The organism is Streptomyces sp. T028, assembly GCF_048159505.1.
Taxonomy (GTDB): domain Bacteria; phylum Actinomycetota; class Actinomycetes; order Streptomycetales; family Streptomycetaceae; genus Streptomyces.
This window is the reverse complement of record NZ_JBLRVZ010000009.1, coordinates 221,483-241,571: the sequence shown is the minus strand read 5'-3', so window position 1 is coordinate 241,571 and position 20,089 is coordinate 221,483. Positions and strand designations below refer to the sequence as shown.

The window sequence follows — 20,089 nt, the reverse complement described above, 5'->3', positions numbered from 1 at the left end:
AGCCATGCGCTTACGGGGGGTGCTCCGGCGCGTTCGCTCCGTAACCGATCGTTGCGAATGCGTCTGAGGACATGGATTGGCCGGTTTCCGGTACAGGCCAATGGGGCATCCACACGGTGGCGTGGGGCGAAGGAGGTCTCGGGGGTGGCGTTGGTGGTGGCACAGGAGGTGCCCACGTCGTCGAGCATGGCCGTACCCCATGGCCCTGCGGGCGTGGGGGAGGCGCGACACCGCATGCGTGATCAGTTGCGCAGGGGCGGGGTGTCGGAATCGGTCATCGATGATGCCGTACTGATCCTTTCCGAACTTTTGAGCAACGCGTGCAAACACGGCCGGCCCCTGGGTGACGCCCTGGCCGGAGACGGCGACGTGCGTGCCGCGTGGCGGGTCGATCCCGGCGGCCGACTCGTCGTCGAGGTGACCGACGGCGGCGGTCCGACCCGGCCCTCACCGGCCACCCCCTCCGTCACCGCGCACGGCGGCCGGGGGCTGAACATCATCACGGCCCTGTCCGACGACTGGGGCGTACGGGACGACGCCCGCGGCGAGGTCACCGTCTGGGCCCTGGTCCACGCGGACGCCTTCGACCCCGACGTCGGCCGTCGCCGCGACGACTTCGCCTCACGGGTCGGCGCACCCTCGGTGTCGTCGATGCCCGGACTGGGCTTCACCGACGCGTTCGACGACATGGACTGACACCGACCGGCCGGAGCAGCCCGGACCCACCCACCCCGACCCGCTCCGACCGGCCGCGACCGACCCCAACCGGCTCCGACCGACCTGAACGGGCTCCGACCGGCCGCGACCGACCCCAAGCGGATCCGACCGGCCCGAACCGGCTCGTATCCGCCCCGATCAACCCCCTGAAGAACCAACCCGTTGTCCACAACCGCCGCGTTGTCCACAGGTTCCCGTGGTCTCGGGTGCGAACGGCTAGGCTCCCGCCGTACCAGACGAGCCGTACCCGGGAGACACCCAGTGGCCAAGAAGCGACCCCAGACGAAGGCCGGTCGGCCGCAGCTCACGGACGGGGAGATCCCGGTCGTCGGCGCCCGGGAGCCCTGCCCCTGCGGCAGCGGCCGCCGCTACAAGGCCTGTCACGGCCGGGCCGCGGCGCACGCCGTGACCGAGCTGGTGCAGCGTCCCTTCGAGGGTCTGCCCGGCGAGTGCGACTGGGTGGCGCTGCGCGAACTGGTCCCGGCCGCGACGGTCGAGCTGACGCTGAAGGACGGTCTGCCCGAGGGCGTCCCCTCGGTCACCCTCGCCACGGTCCTGCCGATGGCGTGGCCCGCGCTGCGCCGCGACGACGGCTCGGTGCTGCTCGGCCTGCAGAACGACACGCCGTCCGGCGACATCAGCCGTGACCTGGCGGACACCCTCCAGCGGGCCCTCGAGGCCAAGCCGGGCACTCCGGTGCAGGCCCGTCGTGCCCCGGCGGACGGTCCTCGGATGCAGGATCTGCTCGACGCCGAAGGCGTGTTCGAGCCAGTTGTGCACGACGGTTTCGAGTTCTGGGTGCCGGACCCGGAGAACGCCTCTCCGGACGTGGCCGCCTCCCTGGAACGGGCCAACGCGGCGGCGATCCCGACCGTGAAGCTGACCGGTGTGGACGCGGCGTACTGGTGCGAGACGCCGGACAAGAACCATCTGCGGTGGGTCATGCCGCACCCGGAGGAGCGACTTCTGGACGCTCTCGCGCGGTTGCACGCGGCGGGCGGTTCCAGCCTCGGCGAGGGCACGCGTCTGGTGGGCTCCTTCCGGGCCCACGGCCTGACGGTGCCGGTCTGGGACCTGCCGAGCGGGGTCTCGGCGGACGACGTGGAGAAGCCGGCCGCCGAGTTCGCGGAGCGGCTCGCGGCGGCCCTGGCGTCGGAGGCGGCGCTGACCCCGGAGGAGCGCCGGGCCCGCGGCGGGCTCACCAACCGTCAGGTGACGCTCAGCTGAGACACGGTCGTCGAACAGGCTCGGCTGACCGGTCGGTCAGCCGGAGCGAGGCGGACGGAAGGCGTGACTCCGCTCACAACTCCCTTGTGCGCAAGGTGAGTCGGCGCCAGAAAACGCCGATCAGCGGGTGTCCGAAAGCCCGATGAAAACCAGAGATCGAATTTGCTTGGAGCCGATCTCTTGTTACCGTTTCTTTAGCCCGGTTGCTGGTGCATCCCCCGTCGCCAGCAACCGGGTCTTTTCATGCCCGCCGGGCTGGGCAGAACCGGCCCGTCCGTCAACTGCCGCCGTCGGTGGTGGAGTTGCTGCCGGAGCGCAGCAGTAGCGGCCCCTCGCCGGCCTCCCCCGCGGACGCCGAGAACTCGGCGACGGCGGTGTACGCGTCCAAGGTCCCCCGCGTCGGCTCACGGGGCGTCTCACAGGTCTCCGGCTCGTCCTCGGCGCCCACAGCGCAGCGCATCTGCACCGTGCGCCCCGCGGGCCCCATGAGGCTCAGGACGGCGTCCAGGGCGCGTCCGGTGGCGTTGCGGTAGTAGGTGCGCGCCCAGGTGTCCTCGCCCTGGGTCATGAGACAGGTCTGCGCCTCGACGCCCTCGGGCGAGGTCAGTCCGGGACCGCAGCGCGCGGCGGCGGCCAGGCCGAGGCCCAGCAGCAGCGGAGAGGAGAGAGCGGACGGGGCCGGGGACGCGGACTGGGACGAAGACGGGATAACCCACGGTGCCTTCGGGTCCGTATCACCGCCCGAGGTCGTCGGGGGCCCCTCGGCCGAGCGCACGGCGGAGCGTCCTTCGTCTCCGTCCTGCCCCGCCGAAGCCATGGCGAGGGGCAGTGCGACCACGCAGGCCACGGCTCCGCCGAGGGCGAGGAGACGAAGGTTCATAGTAGGAAGATAGGGGGCGAACCCGGGCACCCCCGGGCGGCGCGCGCCCGGCACCCCTACAACTCGGGCGCGCTCACACCCGTACGAGTGAGGGCGTCGACGACGGCGTCCACCACGGCCTCGACGTCGGGCACCCAGGGGGAGGCAGAGCCGGGCAGCGGGGCGCGTTCCCAGCGGATGTCGCCGCGGCCGGTCTCGGACGGGGGCAGGGCGAGGTAACCGCCCTCGCCGTGGAAGCGCAGGGAGCCGGGGACGAAGTCCTTGGCGTACAGCAGTTCGCCCAGCTGCTCCATGGAGTAGGGGCGCACAAGGATCGCCCAGCGGGTGGGCGAGGCGACGACCGGGCCGAGCCGCATGCCCTGCCGGTCCAGCGCCACGAGCGCGCGGGAGGCGGCGAGTGCGGGGAGGCTGACCGCACAGGGAGCCTGGCCCCCGGTCGCGAGGATGATCGGCGCGGCCGGCCGGTTCGTCCACCACCAGCGCACCATACGGGCGTCGGTGGTGGCCGCGAGCAGGCCGGGGTCGAAGGGATGGGCGCCGGGCAGGACGCACTCCGGGTCGGGGCAGCCGCACCGGGAGGTGCTGCGCCGGTCCGCCGTCACGCCGGGGAGGACGGGCCACTGCCATTCCGTCGCGAAGGTCAGAGCCGAATCGACCAGCTCAGGCCCCTTGTCGCTGGACTGGGACAGGAGCCTGCGTCGCCTTCCGAGGATCTCGCGCATGAGCGCTCGTTCCTTTCCGTTGCACCGCTGGCAACACCGTGGGCCACATCACACCATGTGTAGATCACTTCACTGGGCGTACCTGTTGGCGCATCACACCCCTGTCCTCGACAAGGGGAACCCCTGGGGGCCGAGCTCCGGCCGCTTCCGCGGCCGCTCCGCCGACTTGCGTCCATCAAAACGCTGGGCGTGGCGTGGGGTGGCGAAGTCTGGCGTTTTGCCGCTCGCCGTATTTCTCTCGGCCTCCGCCACGGGAGGATGGGGCACGGTCGTCGGTGGCTATGACGCTCGGTTCGGTCACCAGGTTCCGGGTGGCTCCCGACGACCCCTGGTCCTTACCGAGTACGTACCCATCACGACCGCTGTGACGCTCCGTGGAGCAAGGCCAGTCGACCGCAAACAACCGTAACCCGAGTCAGTTTTAAGCCATTTTCGCTTTTCGACAAGAGGGCGGGATGACCCGCGTCGGATTCCCCCCAAAGGCCTCATGGACACCACTAATCCCAGCAGGACAATGCTGGACATCCCCTTACGAGTGCGTGTACATGTGGAGACACTGCTAAGCGGCGCAGATTGACATGGGGGTTTGCGATGCTTTTGAGCAATACGCTCCGGTCCGAGAGCCGGACACCATGAACGCCCCTCACGCTCCGAAAGTGGCCGGAATCGATTCACCGGTTCCCTCGCCAGCACACACTGTCGCGCCCGCGCCCGCCTCCCCGGACGCCCCACCGGCCGCCGCGGCCTCCTCCGGCCCGGGTGCCCTGCTGACGGACCGGCTCGCCGGCTGGGTGTCGGACCTCACGACCCTGCACGAACTGACCGAACGTCTGGCCCGCACAGATGCACTGAGCGAGGCCCTGACCGAACTACTGCGCGCCGGAGCCGCCCTCGTGGGCGCCCGGCGCGGTCTCGTCGTCCTGGAACCGGCGAGCGGCCTCGGCCCCGACACCACGATCGGCCTCGGACTCGGCCGCGCGGATCTCGGGCACATCGAGACCGTGCCGCGCAGCGCCATCTCCTACGGCCGGATCCTCGACGGTCTGCCGGGTGCCGACGGCGAGATCGCCGAGCCCGACCTGTTCGCCGAGGACGGGCTCGACCCCCGCCACCGCGAGGTGGCCGCACGCCTCGGCTACGCCGCCAGCTACGCCCTTCCCCTGGTCGCCGAGGGCCCGGAGGGCCGCGTCGGCGCCGCCGTCTGGCTCTACGACGAGCCCGCCGAACCGGGTGAGCGCCAGCGCCATCTGATCGGCCTGTACGTCCGCACCGCCGCCGAGCACCTGGCCCGGCTCGTCGAGGTCGAGCGCACGCGCGCGTCCATGGCCACCATGGCCGAGGAACTGCTGCCGTCCCGGCTGCCGAGAGTGCCCGGCGTACAGCTCGCCGCCCGGCGCAGCAGCGGCCCGCGCGGCGGCGGCGACTGGTACGACGCGCTGCCGCTGCCCGACGCGGCCCTGGGCCTCGCCGTCGGGTCGGTCACCGGCTCCGGGCCGAGCGCGATCGCCGCGATGGGCCGGCTGCGCGCCTCCCTGCGGGCGTACGCCGTCATGGAGGGCGAGGACCCGGTCGCCGTCCTGTCCGACCTGGAGCTGCTGCTGCGCCTGACCGAGCCCGCCCGCTCCGCCACCGCTCTGTTCGCCTACTGCGAACCCGCCCTGCGCAAGATCACCCTGGCCGGGGCCGGGCACTGCCCGCCGCTGCTGCTGGGCGAGCGGCGCACCGAGTTCGTGGAGACCTCCGTCTCCGCTCCGCTGAACATGCTGACCTGCTGGGAGGCGCCGAGCATCGAGCTGGAGCCGGAGCCGGGCGAGACGGTTCTGCTCTACACCGACGGGCTGCTGCACCGCACCGGCGACCCCGTGGACCGCGCCTTCGCCCGGGTGCACGCGGCCGCCGCCGGGGTACCGAAGACCCTGCGGGGCGACCCGGGCGCGATCGCCGACCATGTGCTGCGCACGGTGCTGCCGGGCGGGCTGGCCGAACAGGACAGCAAGGAGGACGTGGTGCTGCTGGCGGCACGCTTCGAGTGAGCGACCGGGGCCGCGGGCTTCCCGCGCTTCCGAGCGCCCGGGTTCCTCCCCCGGGCCGTCTCCCGTACGACCGTACGATGGAGAAGGTCCAGTGCCTTATCGAGGAGGATGACCGTGGCCGAGGAGCTCACCCCGGAGACGCCGGAGACCCCGGAGGAGACCGAGGAGCCCATCAAGCAGCGCAAGAACGGCCTGTACCCGGGCGTGTCCGACGAGCTCGCCGAGAACATGAAGTCCGGCTGGGCCGACACGGAGCTGCGTGACCTGGAGCCGATCGCCCAGGCCGCCGAGACCGCCGCCCGCCGCGCCGCGCTCTCCGGGCGCTTCCCGGGCGAGCGTCTGGTGATCCCCGCGGGCAACCTGAAGACCCGGTCCAACGACACGGACTACCCGTTCCGCGCCTCCGTCGAGTACGCGTACCTCACCGGCAACCAGACGGAGGACGGCGTCCTGGTCCTGGAGCCCAAGGGCGAGGGCCACCGGGCGACGGTCTACCTCCTGCCGCGGTCCGACCGTGAGAACGGCGAGTTCTGGCTCTCCGGCCAGGGCGAGCTGTGGGTCGGCCGCCGCCACTCGCTGAGCGAGGCGGAGAAGCTGTACGGCATCCCGGCCGCCGATGTGCGCGAACTCGCCGGCAGCCTGCGCGAGGCCACCGGCCCGGTGCGGGTCGTCCGCGGACACGACGCCGGGATCGAGGCCGCCCTGACCGACAAGGTCACCGGCGAGCGCGACGAGGAACTGCGGGTCTTCCTCTCCGAGGCACGGCTGGTCAAGGACGCGTTCGAGATCGGCGAGCTGCAGAAGGCCGTCGACTCGACGGTCCGCGGCTTCGAGGACGTCGTCCGCGTCCTGGACAAGGCCGAGGCGACCAGCGAGCGGTACATCGAGGGAACGTTCTTCCTCCGCGCGCGCGTGGAGGGCAACGACGTCGGATACGGCACGATCGCCGCGGCCGGGCCGCACGCCTGCACGCTGCACTGGGTGCGCAACGACGGGCCCGTGCGCTCGGGTGACCTGCTCCTGCTGGACGCGGGCGTCGAGACGCACACGTACTACACCGCGGACGTCACGCGCACGCTGCCGGTCGGCGGGCGGTACACCGAGATCCAGAAGAAGATCTACGACGCGGTGTACGAGGCCCAGGAGGCCGGTATCGCGGCGGTCGTGCCGGGGGCGAAGTACCGCGACTTCCATGACGCCGCGCAGCGGGTGCTCGCCGAGAAGCTCGTCGAGTGGGGGCTTGTCGAGGGGCCGGTGGAGCGGGTGCTGGAGCTGGGGCTGCAGCGCCGGTGGACGCTGCACGGCACCGGGCACATGCTCGGCATGGACGTCCACGACTGCGCCGCCGCGCGGGTGGAGTCGTACGTCGACGGGACGTTGGAGCCGGGGATGGTGCTGACCGTCGAGCCGGGGCTGTACTTCCAGGCCGACGATCTGACCGTGCCGGAGGAGTACCGGGGGATCGGGGTGCGGATCGAGGACGACATCCTCGTGACGGACACCGGGAACCGGAATCTGTCGGAGGGGTTGCCCCGGCGGTCCGGTGAGGTGGAGAGCTGGATGGCTTCGCTGAAGGGCTGACGTGTGAGTGACGAGGCCGGGTACCGGAGGGGTACCCGGCCTCGTCGCGGTCTGCGCGCGCCCCTCAGGGGGTTGCCCTTACGTCGGGCAAAGAGTCCACGAAGAGAGCACCCGCCAGTAGGCCTGCGCTTCCCCTCGGGCTCCAGGACCGGTCGTGGAGGTCCGCGTCGAAGGACGTGAGGGCCTCGCGGCCCGCGTCCGTGGTCACGCCGCCCGCCTCCAGGACTCCGCGGGCGCCCGCCTGGACATGGCGCAGGCCCAGGGGGCCCGCCGTGTACAGGAGTTCGGAGTCCTGGAGGGTGGACATCACGGTGAGCAGGGCGTCCAGTCGTGCCTCGGCCTCGCCCGCGCCGGCGGAGCGTGCCTTGGCCAGGGCGTCCAGTGCCCGCCGTACATGAGGGAACCCGGCGCGTGCCTCGCCCCGGGCGCCTGCCGCGCCGTACTTCGCCGAGACCGTCGAACCGCGTGACGGCCGCCGTGGTGCGCCCCGGTCGGGGTGCGCGGCGATCCGCTTGGCGGCCTGGGCGACCTCGGCTCCCCGCGCGCGGGGGTTGAGGGCGGCCGCGGAGACCAGCAGACCCAGCGTCCACAGGGCTCCCCGGTGTCCACCGCCGGCCAGGCCCACGGAGTGCTCGGTGCAGCGCCCGATGGCGCCGAGTTCCGCGCGGAGCCGGGGGGTGGGTTCGCCGGTGCGGCGGGCGGCGGCAGCCATCGCCGCAAGGCCTGGTGCGAGCGCCTTGGCCGACCAGCGCAGCCCGCAGTGGTCCCTGCGGGTGACGCGGGCGTCCAGGTCACGGGGGTCGGGCAGGCCCGGCTTGGGAGCGAGGGCCAGCTGACCGGTCAGCGCGGCCACGGCGGCCTGCGCGAGCACGTCGTCCTCACGGCTGGTCATGACCCCGCCTTACGAGGACGTGGTTGCGGAGTCGGTGGGGGCGTCGCTCGGCGGGGTACCCGTGGGGGCGTCGCCGGTCGGGGCGTCGCTCGGCGGGGTGCCGCCGTCGCCGCCACCGCTGCCGCTGCCCGCGCCGGTGTTCTCGGCGTCCGGGTCGATGCCGAGGGTCAGGAAGCCCTTGTAGCCCTTGGAGGGGTCGGCCTTGTGGACGGCCTTCAGGGTCAGCAGGCCGCTGGAGGCGCCGCCGCCGTCGTACACCATGTCGTTGTCGAGGGTGGTGTAGCTGCCGGAGTGCTGCGAGTACGGCTCCAGGGTGAAGATCTCCTCGGCGATCGTGTCGTCGAAGAAGAACTGGCCGGTGTAGTTGACCTTGCCGCCCTCGTAGGTGCCGTCCTCCTTCTCACCGCCGGTGTGCACCTTGACGTGGATGTGGCAGGTGCGGGGCGTGTACCAGCCGGGGAAGATCGTCTCGAACTTGACGACCCCGTTGGCGTTGGCGATCTGGTAACCGCGCAGATAGGTGTTGTCGTTGGCGGTGGAGCCGTCCTCGCTCTCGGCGGGGGCCGAGCCGCCGGGGTTGGCGGTGGTGTAGCCGGAGTAGTAGCCCCAGGCGTCGCAATGCCAGATCTCGACGGCCGCGCCGGGGACCGGGGTGCAGCCGTCGGTGGCGTCGACGACCGTGAGGCGCAGGGTCAGCGGTACACCGCTCTTGCCCTCGGTGATGTCCTTGCGCACCAAGGCACCGTCGAGGTAGTACGGCCCTTCCGTGACGCTGCTCATCAGCGTCATGCACTCGCTGCTGGTCGCGGTGGCGTCCGCGGTCGCCGCGGTGTCCGTGGTGGTGTCGGCGAACGCCGACTGGTAGCCCGCGACGGCGAGTCCGCCGGCCGCGACCGTGCCACCCGTGACCACGAGAGCGCGGCGCCGGGTGATGCTGGTGTCTTTGTGGTTTCCCGTCATGAACAGGAAATTAGGAACGCAGTCCATCAGCGGGCTGGAAGAACGCTGAGAGGAACCTGTGAGTGCTGAGGAACCTGAAGTTCCGTGCCCTCAGGAAGCCTGAGAGGACGTCATACGGCCATCAGCGGGGCGTCCTTGCGCCACTTCAGGATCTTGTCGAAGCTGACCACCGCTCCGCCGCGTCCCGGAGTGTTGCCGATGTGGACGTGGTCGGCGAGCTCCTGGATGAGGAAGAGGCCTCTGCCCTGTTCGGCGTCCGTGCCCGTGCGCACCGGCGCGGGCGCGGGGCGGTCGCCGGTGAAGCCGGGGCCGGAGTCGGCGACCTCGATCCGGCACTTCTCGCCGTCGAGGTACGCGGTGACCCGGTACGCCTCCGAAGGGCCCCCGCGCGCGTAGTCACCGCCGTGCTCGACGGCGTTCGCACAGGCCTCGCTCAGCGCGACCGAGAGGTCGTAGCTCACGTCGGGATCGACTCCCGCCGTCTCCATCGTGCCGAGCAGCAGACGGCGGGCGAGCGGAACACTCGCGGCTTCGCGCCGCAGATGGAGTGACCACCAGATGCTCATGCTCCAGCCTCCTGGCCGCGGCTCGACATACCGATACGTATTGCCGCCCAGGCGTGTATGTAAGCGCGAATTCCGCGTGATGCCGCCCATATGGGGGATGCACGGATGACAAGAATCGGTGTATGTGGGGCGCACGGGGCATCAGTCGTCTCAGTCTTCCCAGAAGGCGATCTTCCGGATGGTAGGGAGCCCTACCGCATCGCGTGAACCGGGCATGGGGAGCCGTACCGCATCGTGTGGACCTGGCGTAGGGCGGTCGTAAGGCCAGTGCGATGATGAGGCCGCCATGACTGCCCCCCACGAGGTCCGCCTGCTGCGGGCCGCGGTGTTCACCGCGGTCTGTGTCGTGCTGGCCGCGGCCGGGCACACCATGGCCTCGTGCGCCACCGTTCCGCTGTGGACGCTCGGCGCCGGCTTCCTGGGCGCCCTCGCCGTCGTGCTGCCGCTCGCCGGGCGCGAGCGCTCGCTGCCGGGCATGGTGGCGCTGCTCGCGGTCGGACAGACCGTGCTGCACACCCTGTTCGGGCTGGGGCAGCACACCGCCGCCACGGCCACCGGCGCGATGTCGGCGTCCGACGCCGCGCTCGTCGCGCGGGCGGCCCGGCTGGTGTGCGGGGCGACGGCGGCGGCGATCAGCCCCGCCCAGGCCCAGAAGATCCTCGTCGACGCGCGGCTCTACAGCGCCACCGACGGCACGGACATGGCCGGTATGGGCGGGATGGGGTCCATGGCCCACCCGGCGGACGCCGTGTCCACGGCCGGCACGACCATGTCCCTGCTGCCGTCGCTGCCCATGGTGCTCGGCCATCTCCTCACGGCCCTCACCACGGGCTGGCTGCTGCGCCGCGGCGACCTCGCCCTGCGGCAGCTGATCCGACTGTCGGCGCACGGCGTCGCCGAGGGCGCTCTCGTACGGTCCCTGCGCGGGGCGCTCGCGCTGGTGCGTGCCCTGCTCGCGGGACTGCCGGCGACACCGGGAACGGGGCCGCGCACCCCGCGCACCGCGCTTCTCGCGCCCCCTCGGCCCCGTACCACCGCACTCCAGCACACGGTGATCCGGCGCGGCCCGCCGACCGGCTCCGTCCTCGTCCTCGCTGCCTGACACGACACGACCAGCACTCCGACATTCGGTTGGGAGGGTGGCCGCTGTCGTGCGGCACGCGCGCGTGCGCGCTTCTCTCCGGTCTCTTCCGGCTCCCGCCGGTCCCTTCCGGCTCGGTCGCCGGTCCCTTCCGGTTCCGTCGCGTACGCCTCCCACCGTCAGACTCTGTCGTCAGACCTCATTCGGAGTGGAGTGCTCCTCGCCATGCAGGCCTCTCGTATCGCCGCCGCCGCTGCCGTCGCCGGTTCCGCGGTCCTCCTCCTGTCCTCGCCCGCGTTCGCGCACGTCAGCGTGCAGCCGGACGGCACGGCCGCGAAGGGCGGCTACGCCCTCGTCAACTTCCGCGTTCCCAACGAGCGCGACGACGCCTCGACCACCAAGCTCGAGATCAACTTCCCGACCGACCATCCGCTGGCCTCGGTGATGCCGGAGAAGATCGCTGGCTGGAAGGCCACCGTCACCAGGACCAAGCTCGCGAAGCCGCTCGAAGTGCACGGCCAGAAGATCAACGAGGCCGTCTCCAAGGTCACCTGGACCGCCGACGGCAAGGGCATCGAGCCCGGCTACATCCAGCGGTTCCCGGTCTCCATGGGCGCTCTGCCCGAGGACGCGGACGAACTGGTCTTCAAGGCGATCCAAACCTACTCGAGCGGCGAGGTCGTGCGCTGGATCGAGGTGCAGGAGGACGGTGCGGAGGAGCCGGAGAACCCGGCGCCCGTGCTCACCCTGTCCGCCGCGTCCGAGGACCACCACGGGGCGAGCACCGCCGAGGACGCCTCCGACGAGTCCTCCGAATCCTCCGAGTCCTCCGACGACGCCAAGGCCGCCTCCGTGACCACCGAGGCCGCCGCCGACTCCTCCGACGGCAGCGACACGACCGCCCGCGTGCTCGGCGTGGTCGGCATCGTCGTCGGCGCCGCCGGGGTGGCCTACGGCGTGCTCGCCGGCCGCCGCCGTACGACGTCCGACGCCTGACCGACCCCGCTCCACGGCCGTACCGCCGTACGCACCGGGCCCGTGCAGCCGCACGGACGCACGGCCCCGGTGCGTGCCGGAGTTCATACATCTGGGACATTTCTCTATGCGCAAGAAGACGTTCGCCGCGGCCGCGCTGCTCGCCGCCGCCACCCTCACCCTCTCGGCCTGCGGCAGCGGCGACAGCGCCGACACCTCCGTCGCCGCCGTCTCCGAGGAGAACGGCAAGCAGCAGGCCGCGACCGTGCTCGACCAGCCCTTCACCAAGCCGGACCTGGTCCTCACCGACACCCAGGGCAAGTCGTACGACCTCCGCAAGGAGACCGCCGGCCACCCCACGCTGATCTACTTCGGCTACACCAACTGCCCGGACGTCTGCCCGCTGACGATGAGCAACATCGCCGTCGCCAAGAAGCAGTTGTCCAAGGCCGACCAGGACGAGCTGCGCGTGGTGTTCGTCACGACCGACCCGGACCGGGACACCCCGGCCGCGCTCGGCAAGTGGCTCAAGGGCATCGACCCTCAGGTCGTGGGCCTCACCGGCAAGTTCGCCACCATCCAGGCCGCCGCGCGCACCGTCGGCATCTCCGTCGAGCCGCCGCACAAGGACAAGAACGGCAAGTTGGTCTCCACCCACGGCACCCAGGTCATCGCCTTCTCGCCGAAGACGGACGGCGGCTATCTGCTGTACGGCGAGGAAGCCACGGTCGACGACTACACCAAGGACCTGCCCAAGATCATGAAGGGGCAGAACCCGTGAGGCGTCCCGTCGGCACCGCCATGGTGGTGGGGGCCCTGCTGCTGACCGGCTGCGGCTCCGACGGCAAGGCCGAACTGTCCGTCGAGTCCGCCTACATACCGCAGCCGGTCTCCGACACCATGGCCGCCGGTTTCCTCACCGTCGTCAACAAGGGCGGCGAGCAGGACGAGCTGACCTCCGTCACCAGTGCCGTCGCGGGCAGCGTCACCCTCCACGAGACCGTCGGGTCCTCGATGCGGGAGGTCACCGCGCTGGAGGTGCCCGCGCACGGTCAACTCGTGTTCAAGAGCGGGGGAAACCACCTGATGTTCGAGAAGCTGAAGCGCAAGCCGGTGCAGGGCGAGACGGTCGCCGTCGAACTGCACTTCGCCGATTCCGGCCCGCTGAAGGTCGAGATCCCGGTGGAGTCGGCCGTGTACAGCCCCAAGACCGGCCACTGAGGGAAGGACCATCGTGAGGCAGACCATCGCCCCCCGCGTCCGGATGATCGTGCTGCTGTTCCTGGCGGTCACCGGCGCGCTTCTCGCCGGTGCCGGACCGGCCGCCGCGCATGCCGCGCTGACGGGCAGCGACCCCGCGCAGGGAGTGGTGGTCGACAAGGCACCCACCCAGGTGACGCTGACCTTCTCCGAGACCGTCTCCCTGAACGACGACTCGCTGCGCGTCCTCGACCCCAAGGGCGCCCGGGTCGACAAGGGCAAGCCGTCCGACGTAAGCGGCACCTCGTACGCCGTCCAGCTGCACTCGGGGCTGCCCGACGGCACGTACACCGTGACCTACCAGGTGGTGTCCGCCGACAGCCATCCCGTCGCCGGCGCCTACACCTTCTCCATCGGCTCCCCCTCCGAGACCAGCGTCTCGGTCTCCGACCAGACGGCCGGCGGCGGGGTCGTCGGCGGGCTCTACGGCTTCGGCCGGTACGTGTCGTACGCCGGGTTCATCGTGCTGGTCGGCGGCGCCGCCTTCGTGCTGGCCTGCTGGCAGCGCGGCACCGGGGTACGGGCGCTGCAGCGGCTGGTGGTCTCCGGCTGGCTCGCGATGACCGCGGCCACGCTGTTCCTGCTGCTCCTGCGCGGCTCCTACACCGGCTCCGGGAAGCTCGGCGACATCTTCGACCTGGAGCTGCTCGGACAGGTCCTGCAGACCAAGACGGGCGCGGCTCTCGTCTCCAGGCTGCTGCTGCTCGCAGCGGCGGCGCTGTTCATCGCCGTCCTGTTCGGCGCCTACGACAAGCGCGAGGACGAGGAGAAGCGGGACCTCACCTTCGGGCTCGCGGTCGGCGGCATCGTCGTGGCCGCCGGGCTCGCCGCGAGCTGGGCCATGGCCGAGCACGCCTCGACCGGGCTGCAGCCGGCTGTCGCGATGCCCGTCGACGTCCTGCACCTGCTGGCGGTCGCCGCCTGGCTGGGCGGGCTCGCCGCGCTGCTCGTCGCCCTCTACCGGGCGCCCGCCGACCGGCCCGTCGAGGCCGGCGCGGTCCACCGCTTCTCCCAGGTCGCCTTCGGCAGCGTCATCGCCCTGGTCGCGACCGGTGTCTACCAGTCCTGGCGCCAGCTCGGCTCCTGGTCGGCCTTCACCGAGACCCGCTATGGGCAGCTGCTCCTGGTGAAGATCTGCCTGGTGGCGTTGCTCGTCGGCATCGCGTGGATCTCCCGGCGGTGGACGGCACGGCTGGGGGACACGGCGGTCATCGCCGAAGAAACCGACGCGTCCGAAGAAGCCAAGGAAGCCGAAGAAGCCGAGGAAGAGCAGCCGGCGAAGGAGCGTGTGACCGCCCAGCGCGTGACCGCCCCGGCGGCTGCCGGTGATTCCCGGCGTGCCGCCCAGCTCGCCCGGCAGCAGGCCGCCGTGGACACCGCGCGGGAGAAGCGACTGCGGGACGGCGACCCCCACCGCTTCGGGCTGCGCCGCTCGGTGCTCGCCGAGGCCGGTGTCGCCGTCGTGCTCCTCGCCGTCACCACCGCGCTGACCTCGACCGAGCCCGGCCGTACGGAGCTGGAGGCCGCCAAGGCCACCTCGTCGGCCTCCTCTGCATCCTCCTCGTCCTCGTCGTCGGACTCCACCTCGGGCGCCCTGACGCTGGACATGTCCTTCGACACCGGTGGCACCGACGGCAAGGGTGTCGTCAGCGTGGATCTCAACCCCGCCCGGTCCGGCGCCAACGAGATGCACGTCTATGTGACCCGCCCCAACGGCCGCGGCTTCGACGTCCCCGAGGTCAAGGTCGCCTTCACCCTCGAAGCCCAGAACATCGGGCCGCTGCCCGTCGTCCCCGACCACGTCACCACCGGCCACTGGGCGGCGAAAGGCGTGCAGATCCCCATGGCCGGCGAATGGAAGATCTCCGTGACCGTGCGGACCTCCGACATCGACCAGGTGACCGTCTCCAAGAACGCGCAGATCGGCTGAACCGCACCATGCCTGACCAGTCCACCACCGAAGCCCATGAGCCGGAGGTCTCCTCCCCCGAGGAGGGGTTCGCGCGGCTGACCCGACGCCGACTGCTCGGCACCGCCGGAGCCACCGGGCTGGTGCTCGGAGCGGCGGGCACCGCCGCGGGCTATGCGGCGGCACCGGCGGAAGCAACCCCGCTGTCCTCGATCGGTGCCGGGCATGTCCCGTTTCACGTGAAACATCAGCCCGGCATCACCCAGGGCCTCCAGGCGCGGGGGCATCTGGTGGCCTTCGACCTGGCGGCGGGCGCCGGCCGCAAGGAGGCCGCCGCACTGCTGCGCCGCTGGTCGGAGACGGCCCGTCGGCTGATGGCGGGCGAGGCGGCCCCGAACGACGACACGGACATCGCCCGGGACGCGGGGCCGTCCTCGCTGACGATCACCTTCGGCTTCGGCAACAGCTTCTTCGCCCGTACCGGTCTGGAGAAGCAGCGTCCCGTCGCCCTCGACCCGCTGCCCGACTTCTCCTCCGACCACCTCGACAAGGCCCGCAGCAACGGCGATCTGTGGGTGCAGATCGGTGCGGACGACGCCCTGGTCGCCTTCCACGCCCTGCGCGCGATCCAGAAGGACGCGGGCAGCGCGGCGAAGGTCCGCTGGCAGATGAACGGCTTCAACCGCACGCCGGGCGCCACCGCCCACCCCATGACGGCCCGCAATCTGATGGGCCAGATGGACGGCACCCGCAACCCCAAGCCGACCGAGTCCGACTTCGACCAGCGCATCTTCGTCCCGGCGAAGAGCACCAAGGACCCCGCCTGGATGGCGAACGGCTCCTACGCCGTCGTACGCCGTATCCGCATGCTCCTCGACGACTGGGAGAAGCTGTCGCTCACGGCGCAGGAGCAGGTCATCGGGCGGCGCAAGTCCAATGGGGCGCCGCTGACCGGGGGCGGCGAGACGACCGCGATGGACCTGGAGAAGACCGACGCGAACGGCGATCTGGTCGTCCCGCTCAACGCGCACGCCCGGATCACCCGGCCCGACCAGAACGGTGGCGCGGCCATGCTGCGGCGGCCCTTCTCGTACCACGACGGCATCGACCCGGACGGCACCCCCGACGCGGGTCTGCTGTTCGTCTGCTGGCAGGCGGACCCGCTGCGCGGTTTCGTCACCGTTCAGCGCAAGCTGGACCGCGGCGACGCCCTGTCGAAGTACATCCGCCACGAATCCAGCGGCCTCTTCGCGGTGCCGGGCGGAGCAACGGAGGGCGAGTACGTGGGGCAGGCGTTGCTGGAGGGGTGAGGCGGGAGGCGTGAGGCGCGGCGGTTCCCCGGTCTGGTCCAACTCCCCGGCCCGGGGTTACGCGGATTCATTCGTGGGAGGGGTGCGCGTGAGACGGCGGCCCGTGGTTTCGGTAGGGCCATTAGGGTGAGGGCATGCCAGCGAGCTATGCGTATCTCGGCCCCGAGGGCACCTTCACGGAGGTCGCCCTGCGTACGCTTCCGGAGACCGCCACCCGGCAGCTGATCCCGTACGTGTCCGTGCAGTCCGCGCTCGACGCGGTGCGCGGCGGCGAGGCCGAGGCCGCGTTCGTGCCGATCGAGAACTCCGTCGAGGGCGGTATCACCACCACTCTGGACGAGCTGGTCGCGGGTGAGCCGCTGATGATCTACCGCGAGGTGCTGCTGTCGATCACCTTCGCGCTGCTGGTCCGGCCCGGCACCACGCTGGCGGACATCAAGACGGTCTCCGCGCATCCGGCCGCCCAGCCGCAGGTGCGCAACTGGCTGAAGGCGAACCTCCCCGACGCCGTCTGGGAGTCTGCCGCCTCGAACGCGGACGCCGCCCGGCTGGTCCAGGAGGGCCGTTACGACGCCGCCTTCGCGGGCGAGTTCGCGGCAGCCCGCTATGGCCTCACGGCCCTGGAGACCGGGATCCACGACGCCGAGAACGCCCAGACCCGGTTCGTGCTCGTCGGCCGGCCCGCCCGGCCCGCGGCGCCGACGGGCGCGGACAAGACCTCGGTCGTGCTGTGGCAGCGCGACGACCACCCCGGCGGGCTGCGCGATCTGCTGGGCGAGTTCGCCACCCGGGGCATCAACCTCATGGTGCTGCAGTCCCGGCCGACGGGCGCCGGCATCGGCAACTACTGCTTCTGCATCGACGCCGAGGGACACATCACCGACCGCCGGGTGGCGGACGCGCTGATGGGGCTGAAGCGGATCTGCCGCGATGTGCGCTTCCTCGGCTCGTACCCGCGTGCGGACGCGACCGTGGCGGACGTACCGGATCCGCTGACCGGGACCTCGGACCGGGAGTTCGTGACGGCGGCGGACTGGGTGGCTCGCTGCCAGGACGGCCGCTTCTAGCCCCGGCGGGATCGGACCGGATCCAGTCCGGTCCTACCTACATATCTTCGTTATCCACAGAAGTTATCCACAGGTGGGCTTCTCGACCTGGGGACAAGTCGACAACGAAGCATCATCCAGTCGACAAATCGCCCTGGAGCACCCAAGCGTGCCCACAGTCACGCGCATCACCCTTCGTCCACCCGTTTCCTTCGATCAATCCTTTGGGGCGACCCATTTCCACTCGAAAGTGGGGGCGAAGGGCGTCGGGGACGGGAATTCCTCGTGTCGCCGAGGCATCTCGGAATGATCCATTCCGATGTCCACAGACCTTTCGCACACCCTGTGGATAACTCACTCGGGGCGTGGATCCCTGTGGACAACTCCTCCCCCAAGTCCCGCCTCGCGCAAGGAAATCGAGTCAATGCGACGCCCGTCACATGCCCCGTCCCAGGGAGTGAGACACTATTCCTTGACACGCTCGGCAATTCCCTCATAACGGAACGTAAGCCGTGATTCGGGTGTTCGGCGCGCGGTTCGGAATAGCGAGTCGTGAGCCGCAACCGGGCACCGGTAGCCTTGACCGCGTGATTGACCTTCGCCTGCTCCGTGAGGACCCCGACCGTGTGCGCGCGTCCCAGCGCGCCCGTGGAGAGGACGTCGCGCTCGTCGACTCTCTCCTGTCTGCCGACGAGCGGCGCAGGTCGTCCGGCGTCCGCTTCGACGAACTGCGCAACGAGCAGAAGTCGCTCGGCAAGCTGATCCCCAAGGCCTCCGCCGAGGAGAAGACCGAGCTGCTGAAGAGGGCGAGCCAGCTCGCCGCCGATGTCAAGACGGCCGACGCCGAGCGTGACGCGGCCGACGCCGAGACCCAGGAGCTGCTGCTCAAGCTCGGCAACCTCGTCCACCCCGGCGTGCCCGTCGGCGGCGAGGAGGACTTCGTCACCCTCGAGACGCACGGCACGATCCGCGACTTCGGCGCCGAGGGCTTCGAGCCCAAGGACCACCTGGAGCTCGGCCAGCTCCTCGGCGCGATCGACGTCGAGCGCGGCGCGAAGGTCTCCGGCTCGCGCTTCTACTTCCTGACCGGCGTCGGCGCCCTGCTGGAGCTGGCCCTGGTCAACGCGGCGATCGCCCAGGCCACGGCGGCCGGCTTCACGCCGATGCTCACCCCGGCCCTGGTCCGCCCCCAGTCGATGGCGGGCACCGGCTTCCTCGGCCAGGCGGCCCAGGACGTCTACCACCTCGACAAGGACGACCTCTACCTCGTCGGCACCTCCGAGGTCCCGCTCGCCGCGTACCACATGGACGAGATCATCGACGCCGAGCGCCTCCCGCTGCGCTACGCCGGCTTCTCGCCCTGCTTCCGCCGCGAGGCCGGTTCGCACGGCAAGGACACCAAGGGCATCTTCCGCGTCCACCAGTTCGACAAGGTCGAGATGTTCTCCTACGTCCACCCCGACGACTCGGTGGCAGAGCACCAGCGTCTGCTGGCGTGGGAGAAGCAGTGGCTGACCTCGCTGGAGCTGCCGTTCCGCGTGATCGACGTCGCCACCGGTGACCTCGGCTCCTCGGCCGCCCGCAAGTTCGACTGCGAGGCGTGGATCCCGACCCAGGACAAGTACCGCGAACTGACCTCGACCTCGGACTGCACCGAGTTCCAGTCCCGTCGGCTGTCGATCCGCGTCCGCGAGGGCAAGCAGGTCCGCCCGCTGGCCACGCTGAACGGCACCCTGTGCGCCGTCCCGCGCACGATCGTCGCCATCCTGGAGAACCACCAGCAGGCCGACGGTTCGGTGCGGGTGCCCGAGGTGCTGCGTCCCTACCTCGGCGGCCGGGAGGTCCTGGAGCCGGTCGCCAAGTGAGCACCGCGTCTCCCTCCGGGGGATTCCCCTACCGGCTGATCGCGACCGACCTCGACGGAACGCTTCTGCGCTCCGACGAGTCGGTCTCGCGGCGCACTCGCGACGCGCTCGCCGCCGCCACCGCGGCGGGCGCCGCGCACATCGTCGTCACCGGTCGCGGGGTCCCCTGGACCCGGCACATCCTCGACGACCTCGGCTACGAGGGCCTCGCCGTCTGCGGGCAGGGCGCGCAGGTGTACGACGCCGGCGAGCACCGCCTGCTGACATCGGTGACCCTGGACCGCCGACTGGCCGGAGTGGCCCTCGCGAAGATCGAGGCGGAGGTCGGCCCGCTGTACCTGGCGGCGAGCCGGGACGGGCTGGACGGCGATGTGCTGGTCGGGCCCGGTTACTCGGTCACCGGCAAGCTGCCCTCGACCCCGTTCACGGACGCGTCCGATCTGTGGGCGGCCCCGCTGAGCAAGATCTACGTACAGCATCCGACGCTGACCGACGACGAGCTGGCGGAGACGGCCCGCCGGGCCGCTGGTGGTTTCGTGACCGTCGCGCTGGCCGGCGAGGGCATCGTGGAGCTGCTGCCCTTGGGCCTCTCCAAGGCCACGGGTCTCTCCCTGGCCGCCCGCCGCCTGGGCGTGAAGGCCGCGGAGACCATCGCCTTCGGCGACATGCCCAACGACATCCCGATGTTCGCGTGGGCCTCGCGGGGTGTGGCCATGGCCAACGCCCATGAGGAGCTGAAGGCTGTCGCCGACGAGATGACGTCCTCGAACGAGGAGGACGGGGTCGCGGTGGTGGTGGAGCGTCTGCTGGGCTGAAGTCGTGGTTCGGGTGCGGGTTGGTGGGACCAGGCGCTCTGGATTTCAGTGTCTTGCGGAGGATGCACGGATCGAACGTGCGCGGGCTTTCCAAGCCCGACCGCGGTTTAGCAAACCGGTGCCTTGCCACTCGGCCAATCCTCCGGGTGGGCGGCCCACGCGAGAGCGACATCGCGTGCTCGAAGCGGCCGCCCCGGGCAGCTCCCCGTGCGACTTGGGCTCCACGGAGGGGTAACTACTCCGAAGCCCG

General features: G+C 71.0%; 18 protein-coding genes and 1 tRNA gene. 13 read left to right on the top strand and 6 right to left on the bottom strand.

Annotated elements, in window-relative coordinates:
- Nucleotides 1-57 precede the first annotated feature (57 nt).
- Nucleotides 58-696, top strand: a complete 639-nt coding sequence (locus ACLZN2_RS09920; RefSeq protein WP_416977993.1) for an ATP-binding protein — start codon at nucleotides 58-60, stop codon at nucleotides 694-696.
- Between the two features lie 282 nt (nucleotides 697-978).
- Nucleotides 979-1,944: a DUF5926 family protein gene (locus ACLZN2_RS09915; protein ID WP_416977992.1), complete on the top strand. Its 966-nt coding sequence runs from the start codon at nucleotides 979-981 to the stop codon at nucleotides 1,942-1,944.
- Nucleotides 1,945-2,221: 277 nt separating this feature from the next.
- On the opposite strand, the gene ACLZN2_RS09910 is transcribed toward ACLZN2_RS09915, so the two are convergent.
- Both ACLZN2_RS09910 and ACLZN2_RS09905 read right to left on the bottom strand, forming a co-directional pair.
- Nucleotides 2,222-2,824, bottom strand: a complete 603-nt coding sequence (locus ACLZN2_RS09910) for a hypothetical protein (RefSeq protein WP_416977991.1) — start codon at nucleotides 2,822-2,824, stop codon at nucleotides 2,222-2,224.
- A 56-nt stretch (nucleotides 2,825-2,880) separates the two neighbouring features.
- Nucleotides 2,881-3,546 carry a bifunctional DNA primase/polymerase gene (locus ACLZN2_RS09905; RefSeq protein ID WP_416977990.1) on the bottom strand — a complete coding sequence of 222 codons (666 nt, stop codon included), beginning with the start codon at nucleotides 3,544-3,546 and terminating at the stop codon, nucleotides 2,881-2,883.
- Nucleotides 3,547-4,202: 656 nt separating this feature from the next.
- Between ACLZN2_RS09905 and ACLZN2_RS09900 the strand changes: the two genes are divergently transcribed.
- A complete protein-coding gene (locus ACLZN2_RS09900) occupies nucleotides 4,203-5,579 on the top strand; it encodes a PP2C family protein-serine/threonine phosphatase (protein ID WP_416977989.1) in 1,377 nt (458 codons plus the stop codon).
- Nucleotides 5,580-5,693: 114 nt separating this feature from the next.
- The gene (locus tag ACLZN2_RS09895; protein WP_416977988.1) at nucleotides 5,694-7,160 is read left to right on the top strand and encodes an aminopeptidase P family protein; all 1,467 of its coding nucleotides are present in this window, start codon (nucleotides 5,694-5,696) and stop codon (nucleotides 7,158-7,160) included.
- A gap of 64 nt (nucleotides 7,161-7,224) precedes the next feature.
- Here the strand turns inward: ACLZN2_RS09895 and ACLZN2_RS09890 are convergent, their stop codons facing one another.
- From ACLZN2_RS09890 to ACLZN2_RS09880, 3 genes are all read right to left on the bottom strand, one after another.
- Nucleotides 7,225-8,052 carry a triphosphoribosyl-dephospho-CoA synthase gene (locus tag ACLZN2_RS09890; RefSeq protein ID WP_416977987.1) on the bottom strand — a complete coding sequence of 276 codons (828 nt, stop codon included), beginning with the start codon at nucleotides 8,050-8,052 and terminating at the stop codon, nucleotides 7,225-7,227.
- A 9-nt stretch (nucleotides 8,053-8,061) separates the two neighbouring features.
- Nucleotides 8,062-9,012, bottom strand: coding sequence for an intradiol ring-cleavage dioxygenase (locus ACLZN2_RS09885; protein ID WP_416977986.1), 951 nt, complete (start codon nucleotides 9,010-9,012; stop codon nucleotides 8,062-8,064).
- Between the two features lie 110 nt (nucleotides 9,013-9,122).
- On the bottom strand, nucleotides 9,123-9,578 hold the full coding sequence (locus ACLZN2_RS09880; protein WP_416977985.1) for an ATP-binding protein: 456 nt from the start codon (nucleotides 9,576-9,578) through the stop codon (nucleotides 9,123-9,125).
- A gap of 286 nt (nucleotides 9,579-9,864) precedes the next feature.
- Here ACLZN2_RS09880 and ACLZN2_RS09875 point away from each other — a divergent pair, with 286 nt between their 5' ends.
- The 9 genes from ACLZN2_RS09875 (at nucleotide 9,865) to ACLZN2_RS09835 (ending at nucleotide 19,839) form a co-directional block, all read left to right on the top strand.
- On the top strand, nucleotides 9,865-10,680 hold the full coding sequence (locus ACLZN2_RS09875; protein WP_416977984.1) for a hypothetical protein: 816 nt from the start codon (nucleotides 9,865-9,867) through the stop codon (nucleotides 10,678-10,680).
- Between the two features lie 204 nt (nucleotides 10,681-10,884).
- Nucleotides 10,885-11,655 carry a YcnI family protein gene (locus ACLZN2_RS09870; RefSeq protein ID WP_416977983.1) on the top strand — a complete coding sequence of 257 codons (771 nt, stop codon included), beginning with the start codon at nucleotides 10,885-10,887 and terminating at the stop codon, nucleotides 11,653-11,655.
- Nucleotides 11,656-11,761: 106 nt separating this feature from the next.
- The gene (locus ACLZN2_RS09865; protein ID WP_416977982.1) at nucleotides 11,762-12,415 is read left to right on the top strand and encodes an SCO family protein; all 654 of its coding nucleotides are present in this window, start codon (nucleotides 11,762-11,764) and stop codon (nucleotides 12,413-12,415) included.
- Nucleotides 12,416-12,435: 20 nt separating this feature from the next.
- A complete protein-coding gene (locus ACLZN2_RS09860) occupies nucleotides 12,436-12,855 on the top strand; it encodes a copper chaperone PCu(A)C (RefSeq protein ID WP_416978088.1) in 420 nt (139 codons plus the stop codon).
- Nucleotides 12,856-12,868: 13 nt separating this feature from the next.
- Nucleotides 12,869-14,824: a copper resistance CopC/CopD family protein gene (locus ACLZN2_RS09855; protein ID WP_416977981.1), complete on the top strand. Its 1,956-nt coding sequence runs from the start codon at nucleotides 12,869-12,871 to the stop codon at nucleotides 14,822-14,824.
- An 8-nt stretch (nucleotides 14,825-14,832) separates the two neighbouring features.
- Nucleotides 14,833-16,113: an iron uptake transporter deferrochelatase/peroxidase subunit gene (efeB, locus tag ACLZN2_RS09850; RefSeq protein ID WP_416977980.1), complete on the top strand. Its 1,281-nt coding sequence runs from the start codon at nucleotides 14,833-14,835 to the stop codon at nucleotides 16,111-16,113.
- Between the two features lie 134 nt (nucleotides 16,114-16,247).
- On the top strand, nucleotides 16,248-17,180 hold the full coding sequence (gene pheA / locus ACLZN2_RS09845; protein ID WP_416977979.1) for a prephenate dehydratase: 933 nt from the start codon (nucleotides 16,248-16,250) through the stop codon (nucleotides 17,178-17,180).
- Nucleotides 17,181-17,746: 566 nt separating this feature from the next.
- On the top strand, nucleotides 17,747-19,024 hold the full coding sequence (serS, locus tag ACLZN2_RS09840) for a serine--tRNA ligase (protein WP_416977978.1): 1,278 nt from the start codon (nucleotides 17,747-17,749) through the stop codon (nucleotides 19,022-19,024).
- Nucleotides 19,021-19,839 carry an HAD family hydrolase gene (locus tag ACLZN2_RS09835; protein WP_416977977.1) on the top strand — a complete coding sequence of 273 codons (819 nt, stop codon included), beginning with the start codon at nucleotides 19,021-19,023 and terminating at the stop codon, nucleotides 19,837-19,839. The genes serS and ACLZN2_RS09835 overlap by 4 nt, the downstream gene beginning before the upstream one ends.
- Nucleotides 19,840-19,895: 56 nt before the next feature.
- Here the strand turns inward: ACLZN2_RS09835 and ACLZN2_RS09830 are convergent.
- Nucleotides 19,896-19,983, bottom strand: a tRNA-Ser gene (locus ACLZN2_RS09830).
- Nucleotides 19,984-20,089: the final 106 nt, after the last annotated feature.

Coding starts and splice junctions, on each gene's coding strand:
- ACLZN2_RS09920 (WP_416977993.1), top strand. CDS start 58: ATGCGTCTGAGGACATGGATTGGCCGGTTTCCGGTACAGGCCAATGGG.
- ACLZN2_RS09910 (WP_416977991.1), bottom strand. CDS start 2,824: ATGAACCTTCGTCTCCTCGCCCTCGGCGGAGCCGTGGCCTGCGTGGTC.
- ACLZN2_RS09905 (WP_416977990.1), bottom strand. CDS start 3,546: ATGCGCGAGATCCTCGGAAGGCGACGCAGGCTCCTGTCCCAGTCCAGC.
- ACLZN2_RS09890 (WP_416977987.1), bottom strand. CDS start 8,052: ATGACCAGCCGTGAGGACGACGTGCTCGCGCAGGCCGCCGTGGCCGCG.
- ACLZN2_RS09885 (WP_416977986.1), bottom strand. CDS start 9,012: ATGACGGGAAACCACAAAGACACCAGCATCACCCGGCGCCGCGCTCTC.
- ACLZN2_RS09880 (WP_416977985.1), bottom strand. CDS start 9,578: ATGAGCATCTGGTGGTCACTCCATCTGCGGCGCGAAGCCGCGAGTGTT.
- ACLZN2_RS09875 (WP_416977984.1), top strand. CDS start 9,865: ATGACTGCCCCCCACGAGGTCCGCCTGCTGCGGGCCGCGGTGTTCACC.
- ACLZN2_RS09870 (WP_416977983.1), top strand. CDS start 10,885: ATGCAGGCCTCTCGTATCGCCGCCGCCGCTGCCGTCGCCGGTTCCGCG.
- ACLZN2_RS09865 (WP_416977982.1), top strand. CDS start 11,762: ATGCGCAAGAAGACGTTCGCCGCGGCCGCGCTGCTCGCCGCCGCCACC.
- ACLZN2_RS09860 (WP_416978088.1), top strand. CDS start 12,436: ATGGTGGTGGGGGCCCTGCTGCTGACCGGCTGCGGCTCCGACGGCAAG.
- efeB (WP_416977980.1), top strand. CDS start 14,833: ATGCCTGACCAGTCCACCACCGAAGCCCATGAGCCGGAGGTCTCCTCC.
- pheA (WP_416977979.1), top strand. CDS start 16,248: ATGCCAGCGAGCTATGCGTATCTCGGCCCCGAGGGCACCTTCACGGAG.